Source organism: Tumidithrix elongata BACA0141 (assembly GCF_036349135.1).
Taxonomy (GTDB): Bacteria; Cyanobacteriota; Cyanobacteriia; order Pseudanabaenales; family Pseudanabaenaceae; genus Tumidithrix; species Tumidithrix elongata.
On sequence record NZ_JAZBJZ010000116.1, the window covers coordinates 1 to 17,259 of the forward strand.

The following is a 17,259-nucleotide window of genomic DNA, read 5'->3' on the forward strand; positions in this document are numbered from 1 at the left end:
ACTCAGTTTTAGGCTCTTTTTTTCTCCACTTTCTCTCCCTGATGAATTATTCAGGCTAGCCCACTTACAAAGACCAACTAATAACAAAAAAGAGCAGACATAATGCCTACTCTCTATCTCTATTATTGATAATTGTTGATATTGATTAACTGCCAACAGCTATTTAGTAAGCATCCTGTAACTCATAAAAGTCTGGTGTTACATAATCCTTACGCATGGGGTAGCCGATCCAGTCTTCGGGCATCAAGATCCGCTTTAGATTGGGATGTCCGTCGTAGACAATGCCATACATATCGTAGGTTTCTCGCTCTTGCCAATCTGCGGTTTTCCAAATCCAAAACACAGATGGACAATGGGGATCGGTACGGGGCAAAAACACCTTAAGCCGAATTTCCTCGGGTTTGTCTGTACTATCCGTCAGCTTTGCTAAGTGATAGACACTGACCAACTCTTCGCCTGCGCCTGCATCGTAACCGCACTGACACATGAGGTAGTTAAACCCGTAGGCATACAGAGCGGTGGCAAAGGGTAAAAGGTACTCGCGATCGACCTTGAGAACAGGCGTACCTTGATGATCCAATCCTAAAAGCTCGTGTTCAAAGCCGTTCGTAGTCAGCCATGTTGACACTTCGGGAGTGGTTGTAATTGCTGCTGTTTGCTCTTGAGCTTGATTTTCTTCAGAACTTGCAGATTTATCGGTTGCCAAGGAATTCTGCCTCCTTTTGAGAAATTTGTAGAGCAGGGAGAGGAATGCCAGACTCAACCAAAGCCTTCGGCGGAGCCATCCGAGTCGGTAACTCTAGGTATTGCCCCGTCAAGATCGGATCGACAACCTTCATTTCATGTTTGACTGTATGAAAACGATGGGTTTGGGTAATTCCAGCTCTTTCACCAAAGCCTTCGGCTCCGATTTTCTTTCTGAGCTTGATGATCGCATCCATGATGGCTTCGGGACGAGGAGGACAACCAGGAATGTAAACATCCACAGGAATGAGCTTATCAACCCCACGCACGGTCGTATAAGAGTCTGTACTAAACATACCGCCCGTAATCGTGCAAGCACCCATAGCAATTACATACTTGGGTTCTGCCATTTGCTCGTAAAGGCGCACGAGGGCAGGAGCCATTTTCATGGTAACGGTGCCTGCGGTGATGATCAGGTCTGCTTGACGAGGACTGGAACGGGGTAGCAAACCAAAGCGGTCAAAGTCAAAGCGAGAGCCAATCATGGCTGCAAATTCGATAAAGCAGCAACTCGTGCCATATAGCATTGGCCATAGGCTCGACATTCTTGCCCAGTTGTAAATATCATTTAGGGTTGTCAAAACCACGTTGTTCGACAAGTCTTGAGTGACTTGAGGTCGATCGATCGGGTTAATCAAACGCTGTGTTTGTTCTTCGATGCTGAAATCCAAAGCGACATTTTCGGGTTTCATGACCATTCCAAAGCTCCTTTTCTCCACGCGTAAACCAGCCCTAAAATTAGGATGGCGATAAATATGAGTGCTTCTATAAAAGCGAGTAGCCCAAGTTTGCTAAATGCCACTGCCCAAGGATATAGAAATACGGTTTCTACATCAAAAATGACAAAGGCGAGCGCAAACATGTAATACCGAATGTTAAATTGAATCCAAGCACCACCGACTGGTTCGCAGCCAGATTCGTAGGTTGTACGACCTGCTGGACCTGTTTCGACTGGGCTTAGAAACTTGGATAGCACAAGTCCGCTGATGGGGACTAGGATGCAGACAATAGTAAATACCAATAGGTACTCGTAACCGCTTAAAACCAAGATTTGCTACCTCCTAGATCTTGCCTAACTGCCTAAATTATAGTTGTGTCTGGGGGGTGAGCGATCGCTTAGCGTGAAAATTTGTTGCGAACTTAAAACTTTTCTATAGCCCCACTTGTATACTGAAATTTATTGAAAAGCTTTACAGTTCAAGCGTTAGCACTTGCAGTATCTATTAATACTTGCTTACTACTTACTGTATTTAACTTCTTAAACCTATATCAAACAAATACTTATAGTAATTTTTAGGAGGCAACGTTGAGTCAAGGTTTGGCTACACAATTGCGCGAGGGTACAAAAAAGTCCCACTCTGCTGCAGAGAGTACTGATTTTATCAAGGGTTTCTTAAAAGGGGTCGTAGATAAAACTTCCTATAGTAAGCTAGCTGCTAATTTGTACTTTGTTTATGCTGCCCTAGAAGCAGAATTCACTCGCCACCAGCATCATCCAGTCGTGGGTAAACTCTATTACCCCGAACTTTGGAGAGAGCAAAGCTTAGAGCAAGATTTAGCCTACTATTTTGGGGCAAACTGGCGCGATCGCGTTCAAGCTTCACCTGCTTGCCAAAATTACGTGCAGCGCATTAAAGAAATTTCGGATAAAGAACCCGAACTGCTGGCAGCTCATGCCTATACCCGTTATATGGGCGATCTTTCTGGAGGTCAAATCCTCAAGAATATTGCCAAGAAGGCAATGGGCTTGCAAGGGAATGAGGGTACGGCTTTCTATGAGTTTGACACGATTCGCAATCATGGTGAGTTTAAGAAGCGTTATCGGGCTTCCCTAGACACGCTACCTGTTGACCAAGCAACTGCCGATCGCATTGTTGATGAAGCCAATCATGCATTTCATCAAAATATGGATATGTTCCGCGAGTTGCAAGGCAACTGGTTTGTAGCCTTGTTGCGTTTCCTATGGAATTCCATTTGGAGTTTCTTAACGAGCCGTCTGTCTCCTACTCCAGAAGAAGCAACAGAAACGCCTTCTAGCTCTAATGCCGTGCAGTCTGTTTCATCCACTCAAGCAGTTACTCCTACCGTCGTTGCAACTCAAGCAACCTCGCAGTAACTGTAGCTTAGTCGTAGCTTCTTAATTAACTTAAATATCAAAAAGGGTGAGAGGATCTCACCCTTTTTGATTGGATTCCATCGCGATCGCACGCACTTCCAAATCAAAAAATCTGCGAAAGAAATGTTCCACCATTGTTTTGTACCGTTTTTACCCACTTGTATTGATCGTATCAAGTTCTTCTGGTAAGACTACAGGAATCTCTGAACTAACAAACCCTGAAGCATCACGAGTAACTATTGCATCTACACCATGCACGACCCCGCAAACATACTGCACTGCATCTTCAAAGTCATTAAAATTTAGTGCGATCGCCCGTTCCAGTACATCTCGATCCACAACACAGATATTTAAATCAGTCAGGACTTGAGTGATTGCATCTTGAGCGGCTAATGCACCTAATGCTTTACGGACGATGTAATAAATATTGGTGATTGTTGTGGCTGCAATCAACCCTTCAATTTCTCCAGCATCAATACGCTCAAATAATCTCGTCGCATTTTTCACAAATGGCTCTCGCTCTTGCAAGAAATCAAGAACCACATTGGTATCAATTAAAACTTTCATTATTGATACTTCTTGGTGAGATAGGTCGCATAATCGTCTTTAGGATCGGTATTGTCTGCTGCTACTGAGATTTTTGCAATTCCTCGAAGTCGCGATAGGTTTCCCCGTTTCAACCTTGGATTAGCTTCCTGCTTGAGTGATTCTAAAAGAGTTTGCACCAACTGCCAGCGATCGCTCGCTGGTAATTGCAGGACTTGTTTTTGCAGTTCATGTAATGTCATTTACGTGGAATTATCTGGGTTCTCTATCAATTGTAATCTTTCTGACCCACAGCATATTTGACAGAATGAAACTTGCCAGTCCACCGTTAACATTGAGCCTCATCTACAGCTTTACTTGCTTCACTTCAACGATTTGTTATAGAGCGATCTGCAACTCATTTACTCTCAACAAATCATTTCTGTTGACTTCTATCTCATGATTTCAGAATAGCTCTCAATTTAAAATCAGAAAACCTGCAATCCCTTATGCTCAAAATGGAACTTCTATTTTCCATAAACAGAGCTTATACTTACATATCTAAACAAAGCTAATCTGATTGCTTCAAATGTTTCTTTCGTCCTTCCCGCAGGAGACTCAAGTTAACTAGTTTAGGAATCGCATAGGTAAAGCCGATCGCAAAGGGAAATATCAAGGCGAGACTGCGCCGCCAACGTCATCGGGGAGGTCTGCCCCTTTGCCAAGTGCATTGCCCCCGCACAGCCAATCATGGCAGCATTATCCGTACAAAGAGATAGAGGTGGAAAAATCGCCCGCAGATGATTGAGTTCGGCACGTTCGACCAGTTGCGATCGCAGGGCGCTATTGGCTGCCACACCCCCCACTGCCACAATTGTGGACAAATTATGGGCTAAAGCACAGTTAACTGCTCTGGTAGTAAGCGCTGTCGCTACTGTTGCCTGAAAACTTGCAGCAATATCCGCTAAGGGTAATTCTGGCAAGGATTCTGGATATAGTTCGGCATTTGCTTGAGCTAATTTTTCGGTCAGTCGCAAAACTGCTGTTTTTAGTCCGCTAAAGCTAGAGTCATAGGGAGCATCGGCAATTTTGCCCTGAGGCAATTTAAAGGCCTTAGGATTTCCCGTTGCGGCAATCTTGTCGATCGCAGGGCCACCCGGATAACCTAGACCTAACAATCTCGCCACCTTATCAAAGGCTTCCCCTGCGGCGTCATCTCGGGTCTGCCCCACAACTTTATATTCCCCATAATCTTTGACCAAAATCAGACTGCTATGCCCACCTGACACCAGCAAACACAAAAAAGGTGGCTCTAGGGTCGGATCTGCCAAAAAAGCCGAACAGATATGTCCTTCTAAATGGTGGACGCCAACCAGTGGCTTTTGATGCAACATCGCCAAAGTCTTTGCCGCAGTTACTCCTACCATCAATGCCCCAATTAAACCTGGCGCAGCCGTCACGGCAATGCCATCAATCTCTGCCCATGTTTTGCCAGAATCTTTATATGCCTGAGCGATCGCATAGTTAATCGTCTCAACATGCTGCCGCGCCGCAATTTCAGGCACAACGCCCCCCCAAACTGAGTGGATTAAAATTTGGGAAGACACGACATTGCTAAGAATCGTGCGATCGCGGATTACAGCTACCGCAGTTTCATCACAGCTCGTCTCGATCGCAAGTACAGTTGGCATTTTTAGTTATTTCGTTATCCGTTTTCAGGTTTTGGTTATTAAGAGTCGCTTGGCGATTAAAAATTGGCTATTTCTTGGGCGCTAAATGCTAAAAGCTAACAGCTAACGGTTCTATTCTGATTAATTAAATTTACAGGTTGTGAAGATTGCTTTACCGAGGTACACGCACAGATATATGATCCACTGCTAAGTTCTTAACAAGAATATCCCTTATTTACTTTACCTAACTTTACAAAGGTAAGTCTATGCGAAGACTGTTTGCTCTTATTTTAGTATTCAGCATGTGGTTTGGCTTCAGCCTTGCTACTGCACCTGCGGCTCTAGCAGATTTCTCTGCACTTACTCCTTGCAGTAAGTCCGCTGCCTTTCAACAACGTCTTAGTACAGAAGTTGACGGCTATACAACTCGTTTGGCAAAGTTTACCCCTGGTAGCGCTCCTGCCAAATATCTAGCTGGCAAAATTGATGCAACCAAAGCTCGTTTTGCTAAGTACGCCGACTCTAGCCTGTTGTGTGGTGATGATGGCTTACCCCATCTAATCTCTGACGGTCGTTGGAGTCATGCTGGTGAATTCCTAATTCCTAGCGTTTTATTCCTATTTATCACTGGCTGGATCGGCTGGGTTGGTCGCGACTACTTGCGCGCAGTCCGCAAATCTGATGATGCTACTGGTAAAGAAATCGTGCTGGATGTGCCTTTAGCTGTCAAATTTATGTTGACTGGCTTTATTTGGCCTCTTGCCGCTCTCAAGGAATTTGCTAGTGGTGAATTACTAGCTCCTGAAAAAGAAGTAACTGTTTCACCTCGCTAATTAAACCCTAGCTTTTAAGCCTTCCTTAGGAGAAATATATCGATGATTAATTTTTTATCTTCTGCACCCGTGATAACCACCATTTGGATGTCTATCACCGCAGGTGTTTTAATTGAAGCAAATCGCTTTTTCCCCGATCTGCTGATTTTCCCTTTCTAGCATTTACTCGCATTCCTTACAGAATGTGTCCTGAAATGCTTAGTAGCAGGGTTTTTTGCCAATTGACGCACTAAACTGCCTTCAAAAAAACAAAAGCTCTGAATGAAAAAGGGGTTTGGGAAGTATATTTCCTGAGCCCCTTTTGCTAAACTAGCGTTTTCTTGTGCTCAGCCGATTCAGAAATTCAGTTTTATTTAGTTTTGCGATCGCTTTATAAAAAAATTACTATATAAACCTATAGTTCACTCAAATAGTTTTCTATATTGCACAAATTCAGAACTTACGCATAAAGCGACTAACCCTGTTACCAAAAACAAGAAAATGAAGCACTAACTTCTTTGCGTTGAGGTACTTGATGCAATTCCACTAAAATCCGAGACCCTCGCGTAGGTTCCAAAGTTATATTCATCAAGTTTAAGGAGACACATCTATGAAAGTTGGAGATCAAGTCAGAATTCGGTCATTATCTGGTAGCTGGAACCGTAAAAAAGGTCAAGTTGTCAAGTTGGCTCCCTGTGATTCCGCACTTAATAAAGAAAAATCAAGTTGTGAATATTTGGTTTCTTTTGAGGTATCTACAGGCAGATATGTCAGCAACTGGTTTATGACAAACGATTTAGAGGCGATTTAAAACTGCGCATGAAATTGCAAGCCTATAAATTTCTGGTTTGGTAAGGCAAAGCATTCGGAATAAATTTGTTCATCGATTCTCAAGATTGATGCTCGAATGCTTTATCGATGGCAAGAAATTTCCCTAGAAATTGCGGGTTTCTCAAAAATGTTTAAAACTCGATTGAATTAAGGTGCAGATGCGAAAAGTTCTACACCTTTATTTATTGAAAAATAAAGGTTTACAAATTTTCAACATCTGATTCCCCCCACGTTGAAATTCATAGTTAACGGATTGGATTTCTGGTTGATATCCTTGCTGCGTTAATGTTTCGATGATGGTGTGTAAATAGGGAGATGGCTCGCCTGAGATAGTTAATAAAGGAAAAATTCTGACTTCTTTGGCAACTCTGCACATTTCTGCGATCGCTTCATAGTGGAAAGTCTCAGATAGTTGCTTAGAGTAAGCAAATAAAAAATGAGAGCATAGCGCCAAGTCAAACTGCTGTGTGGCAAACGAGAGTTGGGGCAGACTCTCCAGCATGTATCTGCCATTTTGTAAGCCCTTGGGAAAGTCTTCTAAAAACAAACCCATGGCTGACATACGCACCTGACCGAGTTGCGCGGGTGAGTCAATATCTCGCCAAACATAACGGTCTAGATTCGCTGAAACCTGCTGAATAATGGTGGTGTAGGTGGCATCAATCTGTTTCGCAATATCACCAACCCCAAATTGATAAATCGGATCGCAGGAAATTACATTGCCACCCTTGTGAGTGAGTTCTGCATTGAAACTTGCGGGGCCTGCGGCACAGTCGAGGATGCTCAAACTTAAGTCTCGATCGCTGAGCGCAAACATCTTGATATATTCGGGCAGCGATCGCCCCCAAGGCACGACATTTGCAAGTTTTAAACCCATAATTGTTTTTGACCGTTAGCAGATTTCAAGGGTGCTGGGAAATGAGCCTAAATACTATAGTGCGCGGCGACTTTTACGATCGCGCCTGCGGGATTCACAAAAAACTGCTCAGCGGCGATAAGGTCGTTGACGCTGCGATAGTAGATGATAAAGCTGTCTACGCCTAGCAAAATTTGGATTAGCTCAAACTTGAGTTGTGGATAGGCGGCTAGACCTTTGGCAAAATAGGCTCTTAGTTCGGGTATGCCTTTCACAGTTCCCGTGCGATCGCCGAGTAATTTAACAATGAAGGGGGAGGTAAATTCCACACCCTCTGCATAGTGGGACATGATTCGATCTAGATCGTGGGCATTCCAAGCCTCGATCCAATCATGGGTGGTTTGCAAAGCGATCTCTTCTGTCAACATGAAGTTTTTCTCTCTGTAATGGGTTTGCCCGATCTACAGGTTTCAAGCGAAGCACCAAAAAGACTGAGTCTGTTCGGATCGCGGCTCATTCTCTACAACCATTATGCGATCGAAATATTTGTGTTTGGGCAATTTAGCGATCGCGGGTCTGTGAAAATTTATACAAATAAACAATCAAGTGGGCATTTCTTATGTAATAATCTATAAGCTTGAAAATCTTTCAGCGTTTACGCCCTCATGGCTCAGGGGTAGAGCATCTCCTTGGTAAGGAGAAGGTCATGGGTTCAAATCCCATTGAGGGCTTAGGTTTCAGGAATGACTGATTACCCAAACATATAAACTTTCAAGGTTTAGGGGCAGGGGTAATGTAGTAAAAACTCTCGCTCATCGGAATTGAAGAGTTTGAGCAAAGTTGCACCTACAACCAAACCTTCAAGAAATCAAAAAAACAACATAAAATCAGACTCAAGCAGTGTAAATTCGTGTGTCTAGCCTTTGGCTTACGAGCTGATTAGTCTAAAGTACGAATAGCGAAATGAGACAAGGATGTAAATCAATCAATACATTTGGTGATTTCCTAAGTAGGAATTTGAGAAGTATCAATCATTAAAATAATATGAAAATTACTCTTGATATACCTCAACCCGATCTAGAAAAACTGATTGCTCCTGCGATCGCCGAACCGCGTATTCCCCTCTATGGAATTACTTGGCAGCAATACGAACAATTTATCGAGATCTTCTCTGGGCATCAAAACCTACATCTAGCCTATCTGCAAGGAGTTTTAGAAATTGTGACGCTTTCTCCAGAGCATGAAATGCTTAAAACCTTAATCGCGAGGCTTTTATATATCTATACCGATGCTCTGGAGATTGACCTATTTAGCTGTGGTTCTGCCACTTGCAAATCCAAATCAACAAATCGCGGACTAGAACCAGACGAAAGCTTTTGTATTGGCGCTCGCAAACAATTTCCAGACCTAGCCATCGAAGTAACTGTCACCAGTGGCGGTATTGATAAGCTCGAAATCTATAAAGGCTTACAGATACCTGAAGTTTGGTTTTATCAGAGCAATCGCTTTTCACTCTATCACATTAAACAAGATGGCTCTGGTTATGAAGCAATCGCCAAAAGCCAAATTTTCCCCAATCTCGATCTTGACCTAATGGCAGAGCATATCCAACCTGACCGCGAACCTGAAATGGTCAGGGCATGGCGCAAGCTTTTGATTGCACAGTGAGTTTATTAAACCCTTACAGGGGTAGTCCTATTTAGGTAATGATGATAGCTATAAGTTCTTCCAGATAGGGCTTTCAGGGCTTAAAACCAACTTTACAGGGATTAAACTGACATAAACATCTGAATTTAAGCGTGCTAATTGTGAAAGCAATGAAAGAATTTAAAGCGATCTCCAATTACTTCAAGACCAAACATCAGATTAGGCAGTTTCTCTATATTCTCTTAGTTTTTAGCTTTACTTTTCTGATTGCGATCGCCTCTCCTGCCCTTTTGCATAGCGTCGCACAGGAAGAGCGCTTCTCACTGCGGATTTTACACACGAACGATCATCACGCGCATCTGGAACCCGTGAAATTTGGCGATCGCCTACTTGGGGGGATTTCCCGTCGTCGCACCTTAATCGACCAAATTCGTGCTGAGAGTAAAAGCGATCGGGAACCTTTGCTGTTATTCGATGCAGGCGATATCTTCCAAGGCACGCTCTATTTCAATCAATACCTTGGACAGGCTGACCTTGATTTTTATAATGCCCTTGCCTACGATGCAGGCACAATCGGCAATCACGAATTCGATCGCGGTCAACAGGTACTCGCCGACTTCTTAAGCAAAGCAAAATTCCCACTCGTTTCCGCTAATCTCGACATCGCAATCACATCGCCCCTGTATGACAAAATTCGACCTTGGCACATTCTTGAGGTGAAAGGTGAAAAGATTGGTGTTTTCGGGTTGACGACACCAGACACGGCAATTTTATCGAATGTTGGGGAAGGTGTGAAGTTCACTGATCCGATCGCAGCAGCAAGGTCATCGGTTCTCGCGCTCAAGCAGCAAGGAATTAATAAAATTGTGGCACTGACGCACATTGGCTTTGAGAATGATCTGGCATTAGCGCGACAAGTATCTGATATCGATATCATTATTGGCGCGCATAGCCATACACCTGTGGGCAATATTCCCAATGCCAATCATCCCTATCCATTGGTTGAGAAGAATAGCACCAAGGAACCTGTATTGGTCGTTACAGATTGGGAATGGGGTAAATATGTAGGCGATCTATCGGTGAGTTTTGACCGAGCAGGGAAGCTGATTGCATGGGCAGGAAAACCCCATGGGATTGATATGGCGATCGCTCCCAATCGTGAGTTTGAAACGAAGCTGAAAGCCTACGCCGCACCGATTGAGGCAATGCGCCAAAAGGTTATTGGTAAATCACTGGTTGCTCTAGATGGCGATCGCGTCAAAATGAGAACGAGTGAAACTAGTTTAGGGAATTTGGTTGCGGATGCAATCTTGGCAAAAACTAAGCGCGATCTCGTACAGGTCGTGCTGGTCAATGCGGGTGGTATTCGCAGTGGTTTTCCTATGGGGGATATCACCATGGGAAATGTATTAGAAGCCCTTCCTTTTGGGAATACGATTACACGCGTTGAGTTGACAGGGCAACAGTTGCAGGCAGCCTTAGAGAATGGGGTTAGTTTGGTAGAACAAGAGGAAGGAAGATTTCCGCAAGTGGCAGGAATGCACTTTGTCTGGGATGCTAAATTGCCTGCGGGTAAGCGCGTCATCAAGATAGAGATAGAAGATGAATCTGGTAACTTCCACTTGCTAAATCCACAGGCAATTTATCGGGTAGCGACAACTAATTTTCTGACTTCAGGTGGGGATGGTTATCGTACTTTTGCAGAAGGTAAAAACCTTCTAGAGACTGGCTATCTCATGGCTGACGCGATCGCAGAATATATCAGTGCTAGCTCCCCTTTGCAGCCCAAAATCGAGAATCGCATTGTGCGCCAATGATGCCACGTTCAAAAAAGCTGGATCGCAACTTTTTTGAACGTGGCATTTCTATCTAGTCGTGGCGATCGCGATAGATTGAACGCGAAACGCGATTTTCGCGGCGATTGAGTTGGCGATATTCTTGAGCAGATAGGTGGCCATCACTCAGGGCATTTTGGCGTTGGGCGTTGATGCTTGCCTCTCTCCTTTGCAGATTTTGATATTCAGCAGGGCTGATTTGTCCCTGTTGCACGCCCTTGTAGATGCGTTCTTGTTGGCGCTCTAAACGGTTTGCAACTTCCCCCGCAGAGGCAGAGGTAGGATTGTAGAGGGCAGTTCCTAGCGCAGTTGTAGCAATTAGGGCAAGTGTTAAAGCTTTCATGGGATACCTCTCAGTAAGTCATTTACGATTACCCCCCTTTAGACAGGTGCACCCTTTCTAAAGGTTCAATCTTTCCCTGCGATCGCAGGGGGAATTTTATGCGATCGCGATCGCAGCCATCGCACAAAATCTATGCAACGCAGGCTAATGGGAGGAGTTGGCTACCTATAAGTACTAATGCGTACTAATTTTCGTAAATCACCCTAGAGTCAAACCCACGCGATCGCACCGTTGTATTGAGGGCTTCGGCACTACTGCGTTTGTTAAAGCCTTGAATCTCGATATATTTACCCAATCTAGACGAGCTGATTTTGGCAGTGGGAACGATTTCTCTGGCTTTCTCTAATAAAGATTCGGAGGTGGAAGGAACGATCACGTAGTAATGTTTGACCGAATCAGCCAAGGCTGCAAGTTCTTGGCTTTGTTTGGAGAGTTCCGTTTGTAGCCTTTGCAGTTCCTCTTTACTTGCCTTGCGATCGAGCTGTTCCGAAAATTTCTCGTTCAACTTATCTAAGCAATTGCTCATACCTGCCACAAACTCATATCGAGTCATCGCTTGGTTGCCGCGAAATGTCCCATCTGGATATCCTGCAATGCATCCATAGCGTTCGACAAGGGATTGCAATGCGGGAAATGCCCAATCCGTAGGATTAACATCGCGAAACTGGGATGTGGAAGTCACATTCTGCGTTATTTCAGTTTGTGTAACTGACAACTGCTTATTTGTCTGGGAGTCAGTACTTTGAGTTATGGTTGTAACGTTTTGTGCTGCAATTGTAGTAGGAAAACATACCAAGGCGATCGCGATGCTAAAAAGCAGGCGATTTGTTGTTAATTCTTGTTTAAGCATGATCTTTAAGGACGACAAAGTTGAGTCAATGCACCTAATATCAACATTTTACCCGAAAATCGTTCGTCATTCAGATTTAACCCTGAGTTGGATGAAGTAGCGATCGCGCGTCAAAATCCTAGAAACGGCAACAACCCCATTATGAATCACTAGTACTACCCCTCTGTCATGAATCTATCGACTTTAATCTTGGTTGCCCTTGGCGTGGGCATTGCATTCGGAACGCTACTGAATACGAGTTTCCCTGAAAGTATTGCCCTCATTGATGGATATGTTTTAGCACCTGTCGGCGCAGGTTTTTTACGACTCATTCAGTTTGTGGTCGTTCCCATTGTGTTTTCCTCGCTACTTTTGGGCTTAACCCGAATTCAAGGTGCGGGACAGGTGGGAAGGTATGCCGCCAAGTTAATGACCAGTTATGTGCTTACAAGTTTTGTTTCACTTTGCTTGGGAATTACGACTGCTTTAGTTTTGCAGCCTGGGGTTGGTGTGACAGGATTTACGCTGTCAGGGGATTCTGCATTGGTGCAAGCGCCTTCTTTGGTGAGTTGGTTGGTCAGCCTGATTCCAGTGAACCCGTTAGAGGCGCTCAGTCAAGGGAATCTGTTGCAAATCATTTTTTCGGCGTTCTTATTTGGCATTGGTATCCAACTTGCCCATGAGAAGTCAAAACCATTTATGGATTTTATTGAGAGCATCTACCATATCAGCGAGAAGATTTTATCGGTGATTTTGTATGTGGCTCCCTTTGGTGTGTTTGCGCTAATTAGCTCGGTGATTGCCACGCAGGGATTGGCACTGGTAGCGAGATTGCTATTCTATGTTTTGGGCTTGCTGCTGGCGACCAGCATCATGACTGTGTTTTATATCATCGTTCTGTTTATTCTAAAAGCCGATCCTATTAAGTTCTTTCGCAGTCTTTCTCAAGCCATGATTTTAGGATTCGGAACGGCAAGTTCCAATGCTGTTCTACCCGTTTTATTGCAGAACATCCAAGAGAATTACGGTTTGCGTGAAGAAATTGCCAGTTTTGCGATTCCATTGGGTACAGCGCTCAAACGCGATGGCGCGGCGATTTTACAGGGGTTTAATGCTATTTTTATCGCCCAAATTTATCAAATTCCATTGACGCCCTCTCTGTTGATGGCGATTGGTGTCAGTAGCTTATTAGTTTCCTTTAGCACCCCCGGCGTGCCCGGCTCGGCTTTGATCACGATGGCGACGGTTCTATCGGCATCAGGGCTACCTTTAGAAGGAATCGCAGTCGTGGCAGGTATCGATCGCCTCACGGATGGCTTTAAGACAGTGATCAACGTAATTGGCAATAGTGTAAATGCGATTATTCTCAGCCGTTGGGAAGCGGAGCAACCGATATTGGATCAGCCCTTGGAAGTCGCCATACAGGCATCATCCAATAAGGGCTAGCGATCGCTTTTTGGGCTTCATGTCATACTAAAAACATTGGTAATGAGGTATCCCTATGACTCAAACCCCACTCCGCACGGTTATATCTGACGTACCAGAAGATCAATGCCTTGTTTATTCGGGCATTACTTGGCAGCAATTTAAGCTGATCCAAGCAGGTTTTGGTGATTCTACGGGGATACGACTTTTCTATCACAATAACACCATCGAAATTCTCATGCCCGGACGCGCGCACGAATTCTATAAAACCATCATTGGGATGCTGATTGAAATGTTTTGTGTGGAGATGGGGATCGAGTTCGAGCCAACTGGTTCGATGAGGCAAGAGCGTGAGGGTGAAGTTTCGGTTGAGCCAGATGAATCTTACTGTTTTGGCACATCTAAACCTACCCCCGATCTGGTAATTGAAGTTGTATTTACGAGCGGCAGTCCTAAAAAATTGCAACGCTATCAGGCGTTAGGTATCCCTGAAGTCTGGTTTTGGCAGGATGGCATATTTACCCTCTATCGCCTCCGCGATCGTAATTACGAATCAATTGCTCGTAGTGAAATTCCAGAGCTTGCAACCTTAGATATCGCATTGCTGACTCGCTGTGTCTTGATGGCACAAACCTCACGCCTAGAAGCTGCCAATACATTTCGCGCTGCGATCGAATCTAGTCAAACATCTCCATCGCAATCTTAACCGCTTATATCGCCTATCACTATATCTAACGATCAAATATAACAATATTGTGATTTAATGTGGTAAAACTATCGTAGTGGTGAGTGTGCCAAAAGCGCAAGTTATTTTCTATCAAGATGAAGGTGGTGCTGCTCCTGTTTTGGAGTGGCTGAAAGTCTTACTAAAGCAAGACCGCAAAGGTTATGCAAATTGTGTAGCTCGGATTCGACAGCTTGCGAGTACGGGTTATGAACTACGCCGCCCCGCAGCAGATTATCTGCGTGATGGAATCTATGAACTTCGGGCTAAGCACATTCATGTTCAGTATCGCATCTTGTACTTTTTTGATGGTCAAAATATCGCAATTCTTGCTCATGCCATTACTAAAGATACCGATCAAGTCCCGATCGCCGATATTGATAGGGCGATTAGGCGTAAGCGTCTATTTGAAAAGAATCCAAGTATCCATACTTACGACGAGGATTTAGATAATGGCTAAGACTAGTGATGCACTTAAAATTATTGATAGTTTGACTGGTAATGATTCTGAAATGGAGAATCTGGTTAGGGAGGCTTCGCTGAATGCAATCGTGGCTCAACTTATCTATGAGGCAAGGACTGCTAGGGGCTTGACACAGAAACAACTTGCCGATCGCGTTGGTACTAAACAATCGGCGATCGCTAGGCTTGAGGATGCTGATTATGATGGGCATTCGCTGTCAATGTTGCAGAAAATTGCTAGCGCTCTCAATCAGAAGGTTGAGATTAAGTTTGCAGAGATCGAGCTTGAGACGAGTTTGATCTAGTCGCTGTTTTAGGTTTCAGGAAATTAAGGGCGATCGCCAAACCTCAACGAAATTCCAATGTATAGCCAGATCTCCGACTTTTTATGTAAATTTGCAAATCCCTTTTGCTCGCGCAGAAAAAGTCGGGGATCTCAATCTTTACGTTTGAAGTTGAAGCACAGCTACTTATTGCACCTTTACAATCGCCTGACGCAGCATCTCAACCACAGGATCGATGCCCTCAAGTTTAGCAGGAAATCGCGCCATAAGTTCTGCATCCTCAAGAACTTCTGATAGATAACCCAATGGAATTTTCTCTATTTCTAAAATCTCTCGTAAACTGTTTGTGCCACGCTCAATTTCACCAACTCCCACTTCATGTAATGCTCGAAAAAGGCGATCGTATTGAGAATTACCTGTAAGAAGTTTTAATCCTTGTTTCCATAGGTTAATTGCTTCTGTTTGGTTGCCTTGTAATCCACTAACAAACCCAAGATTCATCACGTTTGTCCAATTTTTAGAATCAAGATTAATTGCCTCAATGAACTCGGTTTTAGCTTTTTCAAGATCTCCCTGAGACAAATAAAAATATCCTAAACTGTTGTGGGAAAAAGCAGATTTTGGATCGAGTTCTATCGCTTTTTGATAGCATTCAAAAGCTAATTCATATTGAGCATTTTTCCGATAAACAATTCCTAAACTGCATCGATAGTCTGTATTTTTGGGGTTGAGGTTGATCGCCTGTTGAAAGGATGCTATCGCTAATTCGTACTTTCCTTGCACTAGGTAGGTAAGTCCCAAATCGCTGTGGGGATAGGCATCTTTGGGGTTGAGACCGATCGCCTGTTGAAAGGATACAATCGCTGATTCATACTGTCCTAATTTAGCGTGACTAATGCCGAACTCTCGCCATGCCCTAGAATTATCAGGATTTAATGCGACAGAACTTTGATAAGCTGTCTGTGCTTCAGGCGATGCGATTGATTCATTATCTTTCCAAAGAAATTTATAGCCAATTGTACTAAATTCGTAATTGCTCAACTTAGAGGAAATAATGCTTCGAGGGGGTTCAAAGCCACAAGAATCGACTCAAAAGCAGACAAACCTTGTCGATAACCAGTATTGACAATAGAGCGAACCATCGCAAATAGATCTCGTCCCCAAATAGAACGGAAACCATTCGTGATTTTCCTAAATATGACACTCCATCGTAACGCTTGTTCGCTAGCATTATTTGTGGGTGGGATCGTTGGGTCGTCCAAAAACAAAAACAAGTTTTCTCGTAACTCCAGATAACGTTTCCGTAATCGGTAGTGATGCAAAGTAATGTTTAGGCTCGAAGCGAGGCGTTGTAATGATGAATGAAGTACCAAATAGCTCCTATGTGATTCTTCAATTTCTTAGAGAAAGATAATGTCTTCCGTACTAATCTTCCAATTCTTTGGCGGAAAGTATTGTTAAGTCTCTCGATATAACTGGTTTTGCCTGTTTCCTTTCCCACGGCTTTATGTCGCTTACTGGGCAAAACCTGTGAGTAGGCTTCCCAAAAATCGGTATAACATATCGCACACTGACGATAAACAGCAGGTATTGACAACCATAGCTTCCTTGCTGAACGACGAGAACGATTCCCAATATAGGCTCCAACAATTTCACGGGTGTCAGCATCAATAGCTAACCAAATCCATTTCTTATTTTGTTTATTGCCAACAAATGACCACATCTCATCTAACTGAATCGTCAACTTTCCTATTTTTTTTTGAGTAACTTCAACTTTTTGGGATATCTGTTTGTATTTCTGATTCACATAGCTTTGTAGCCATCTCGCCGACACTCCTGTTATCCTAACGATCGCAGCTAGGGCAAGACGTTCAAGCAATAATTTGTCAACCATCTCACGGGTAGCCGCATCAATGGGTTGTCTTGTTGGATTCTCCACAAACTGCCGTCCACAGTCTTGACATTTGAATCTTGGTTTCTCATAATGCGTTTTCCCATATTTGATTATGTGCTCTGATTTACACTTTGGACAGTTCATAAGAATCATTAAAACGATTGACAATTCTATGTTACAGCCTTAGCATTACTTTGCATCACTACCCCGTAATCTAACTCCATCTTCTTGCGTGGGTAACAGTGCCAAAACCACCTCAAGA

At 43.7% G+C, this 17,259-nt stretch carries 23 protein-coding genes and 1 tRNA gene; 11 read left to right on the forward strand and 13 right to left on the reverse strand.

Annotated features, from left to right (window positions below; all coding sequences use genetic code 11):
* Nucleotides 1-163 precede the first annotated feature (163 nt).
* Genes V2H45_RS20805 through ndhC form a run of 3 tightly spaced genes read right to left on the reverse strand, consistent with a single transcriptional unit; the run spans nucleotide 164 to nucleotide 1,795 of the window.
* On the reverse strand, nucleotides 164-706 hold the full coding sequence (locus tag V2H45_RS20805; protein ID WP_330485605.1) for an NAD(P)H-quinone oxidoreductase subunit J: 543 nt from the start codon (nucleotides 704-706) through the stop codon (nucleotides 164-166).
* Nucleotides 693-1,436, reverse strand: a complete 744-nt coding sequence (locus V2H45_RS20810; RefSeq protein ID WP_330485606.1) for an NADH dehydrogenase subunit K — start codon at nucleotides 1,434-1,436, stop codon at nucleotides 693-695. Before V2H45_RS20810 ends, V2H45_RS20805 begins: the two co-directional genes overlap by 14 nt.
* A complete protein-coding gene (ndhC, locus tag V2H45_RS20815) occupies nucleotides 1,433-1,795 on the reverse strand; it encodes an NADH-quinone oxidoreductase subunit A (RefSeq protein ID WP_330485627.1) in 363 nt (120 codons plus the stop codon). The genes V2H45_RS20810 and ndhC overlap by 4 nt, the downstream gene beginning before the upstream one ends.
* Before the next feature lie 255 nt (nucleotides 1,796-2,050).
* Between ndhC and V2H45_RS20820 the strand changes: the two genes are divergently transcribed.
* A complete protein-coding gene (locus V2H45_RS20820; RefSeq protein WP_330485607.1) occupies nucleotides 2,051-2,860 on the forward strand; it encodes a biliverdin-producing heme oxygenase in 810 nt (269 codons plus the stop codon).
* Between the two features lie 150 nt (nucleotides 2,861-3,010).
* Here V2H45_RS20820 and V2H45_RS20825 read toward each other — a convergent pair whose 3' ends face one another.
* The 3 genes from V2H45_RS20825 to tsaD form a co-directional block, all read right to left on the reverse strand.
* The gene (locus tag V2H45_RS20825; protein WP_330485608.1) at nucleotides 3,011-3,427 is read right to left on the reverse strand and encodes a type II toxin-antitoxin system VapC family toxin; all 417 of its coding nucleotides are present in this window, start codon (nucleotides 3,425-3,427) and stop codon (nucleotides 3,011-3,013) included.
* Nucleotides 3,427-3,648 carry a hypothetical protein gene (locus V2H45_RS20830; protein WP_330485609.1) on the reverse strand — a complete coding sequence of 74 codons (222 nt, stop codon included), beginning with the start codon at nucleotides 3,646-3,648 and terminating at the stop codon, nucleotides 3,427-3,429. The genes V2H45_RS20825 and V2H45_RS20830 overlap by 1 nt, the downstream gene beginning before the upstream one ends.
* A gap of 369 nt (nucleotides 3,649-4,017) precedes the next feature.
* On the reverse strand, nucleotides 4,018-5,076 hold the full coding sequence (gene tsaD, locus V2H45_RS20835; protein ID WP_330485610.1) for a tRNA (adenosine(37)-N6)-threonylcarbamoyltransferase complex transferase subunit TsaD: 1,059 nt from the start codon (nucleotides 5,074-5,076) through the stop codon (nucleotides 4,018-4,020).
* 245 nt (nucleotides 5,077-5,321) lie between these two features.
* Here tsaD and V2H45_RS20840 point away from each other — a divergent pair, with 245 nt between their 5' ends.
* The 3 genes from V2H45_RS20840 (at nucleotide 5,322) to V2H45_RS20850 (ending at nucleotide 6,678) form a co-directional block, all read left to right on the forward strand.
* On the forward strand, nucleotides 5,322-5,888 hold the full coding sequence (locus V2H45_RS20840; RefSeq protein ID WP_330485611.1) for a Photosystem I reaction center subunit III: 567 nt from the start codon (nucleotides 5,322-5,324) through the stop codon (nucleotides 5,886-5,888).
* 42 nt (nucleotides 5,889-5,930) lie between these two features.
* Complete coding sequence (locus tag V2H45_RS20845) at nucleotides 5,931-6,047, forward strand: Photosystem I reaction center subunit IX (RefSeq protein ID WP_330485612.1); 117 nt, start codon at nucleotides 5,931-5,933, stop codon at nucleotides 6,045-6,047.
* Nucleotides 6,048-6,477: 430 nt separating this feature from the next.
* Entirely contained in the window at nucleotides 6,478-6,678 is a 201-nt protein-coding gene (locus tag V2H45_RS20850) for a hypothetical protein (RefSeq protein ID WP_330485613.1), read from the forward strand.
* Nucleotides 6,679-6,876: 198 nt separating this feature from the next.
* Here V2H45_RS20850 and V2H45_RS20855 read toward each other — a convergent pair whose 3' ends face one another.
* The gene (locus V2H45_RS20855; RefSeq protein WP_330485614.1) at nucleotides 6,877-7,575 is read right to left on the reverse strand and encodes an SAM-dependent methyltransferase; all 699 of its coding nucleotides are present in this window, start codon (nucleotides 7,573-7,575) and stop codon (nucleotides 6,877-6,879) included.
* A 47-nt stretch (nucleotides 7,576-7,622) separates the two neighbouring features.
* The gene (locus V2H45_RS20860; protein ID WP_330485615.1) at nucleotides 7,623-7,982 is read right to left on the reverse strand and encodes a nuclear transport factor 2 family protein; all 360 of its coding nucleotides are present in this window, start codon (nucleotides 7,980-7,982) and stop codon (nucleotides 7,623-7,625) included.
* 231 nt (nucleotides 7,983-8,213) lie between these two features.
* Here V2H45_RS20860 and V2H45_RS20865 point away from each other — a divergent pair.
* The 3 genes from V2H45_RS20865 (at nucleotide 8,214) to V2H45_RS20875 (ending at nucleotide 11,018) form a co-directional block, all read left to right on the forward strand.
* Nucleotides 8,214-8,285 (forward strand) — tRNA-Thr (locus tag V2H45_RS20865).
* 313 nt (nucleotides 8,286-8,598) lie between these two features.
* Nucleotides 8,599-9,222 (forward strand): Uma2 family endonuclease, encoded by a 624-nt coding sequence (locus V2H45_RS20870; RefSeq protein WP_330485616.1) that lies wholly within the window; start codon nucleotides 8,599-8,601, stop codon nucleotides 9,220-9,222.
* Nucleotides 9,223-9,371: 149 nt separating this feature from the next.
* Nucleotides 9,372-11,018, forward strand: a complete 1,647-nt coding sequence (locus V2H45_RS20875) for a bifunctional metallophosphatase/5'-nucleotidase (protein WP_330485617.1) — start codon at nucleotides 9,372-9,374, stop codon at nucleotides 11,016-11,018.
* Nucleotides 11,019-11,070: 52 nt separating this feature from the next.
* Here the strand turns inward: V2H45_RS20875 and V2H45_RS20880 are convergent, their stop codons facing one another.
* The gene (locus V2H45_RS20880; RefSeq protein WP_330485618.1) at nucleotides 11,071-11,379 is read right to left on the reverse strand and encodes a hypothetical protein; all 309 of its coding nucleotides are present in this window, start codon (nucleotides 11,377-11,379) and stop codon (nucleotides 11,071-11,073) included.
* Nucleotides 11,380-11,563: 184 nt separating this feature from the next.
* Entirely contained in the window at nucleotides 11,564-12,229 is a 666-nt protein-coding gene (locus V2H45_RS20885) for an iron uptake porin (protein ID WP_330485619.1), read from the reverse strand.
* Between the two features lie 168 nt (nucleotides 12,230-12,397).
* On the opposite strand from V2H45_RS20885, the gene V2H45_RS20890 reads away from it, so the two are divergent.
* The 4 genes from V2H45_RS20890 to V2H45_RS20905 all read left to right on the forward strand — a co-directional run bounded on the left by V2H45_RS20890 (nucleotide 12,398) and on the right by V2H45_RS20905 (nucleotide 15,124).
* Complete coding sequence (locus V2H45_RS20890; protein ID WP_330485620.1) at nucleotides 12,398-13,654, forward strand: dicarboxylate/amino acid:cation symporter; 1,257 nt, start codon at nucleotides 12,398-12,400, stop codon at nucleotides 13,652-13,654.
* Between the two features lie 55 nt (nucleotides 13,655-13,709).
* A complete protein-coding gene (locus V2H45_RS20895) occupies nucleotides 13,710-14,339 on the forward strand; it encodes a Uma2 family endonuclease (protein WP_330485621.1) in 630 nt (209 codons plus the stop codon).
* 85 nt (nucleotides 14,340-14,424) lie between these two features.
* Nucleotides 14,425-14,817, forward strand: coding sequence for a type II toxin-antitoxin system RelE/ParE family toxin (locus V2H45_RS20900; RefSeq protein WP_330485622.1), 393 nt, complete (start codon nucleotides 14,425-14,427; stop codon nucleotides 14,815-14,817).
* Nucleotides 14,810-15,124: a helix-turn-helix domain-containing protein gene (locus V2H45_RS20905; protein WP_330485623.1), complete on the forward strand. Its 315-nt coding sequence runs from the start codon at nucleotides 14,810-14,812 to the stop codon at nucleotides 15,122-15,124. The genes V2H45_RS20900 and V2H45_RS20905 overlap by 8 nt, the downstream gene beginning before the upstream one ends.
* Before the next feature lie 165 nt (nucleotides 15,125-15,289).
* Here V2H45_RS20905 and V2H45_RS20910 read toward each other — a convergent pair whose 3' ends face one another.
* Genes V2H45_RS20910 through V2H45_RS20920 form a run of 3 tightly spaced genes read right to left on the reverse strand, consistent with a single transcriptional unit; the run spans nucleotide 15,290 to nucleotide 17,141 of the window.
* On the reverse strand, nucleotides 15,290-16,144 hold the full coding sequence (locus V2H45_RS20910) for a tetratricopeptide repeat protein (protein ID WP_330485624.1): 855 nt from the start codon (nucleotides 16,142-16,144) through the stop codon (nucleotides 15,290-15,292).
* A complete protein-coding gene (locus V2H45_RS20915) occupies nucleotides 16,141-16,476 on the reverse strand; it encodes an IS66 family transposase (RefSeq protein ID WP_330485625.1) in 336 nt (111 codons plus the stop codon). The genes V2H45_RS20910 and V2H45_RS20915 overlap by 4 nt, the downstream gene beginning before the upstream one ends.
* Entirely contained in the window at nucleotides 16,434-17,141 is a 708-nt protein-coding gene (locus V2H45_RS20920) for an IS1 family transposase (RefSeq protein ID WP_330485626.1), read from the reverse strand. The genes V2H45_RS20915 and V2H45_RS20920 overlap by 43 nt, the downstream gene beginning before the upstream one ends.
* Between the last annotated feature and the right edge of the window lie 118 nt (nucleotides 17,142-17,259).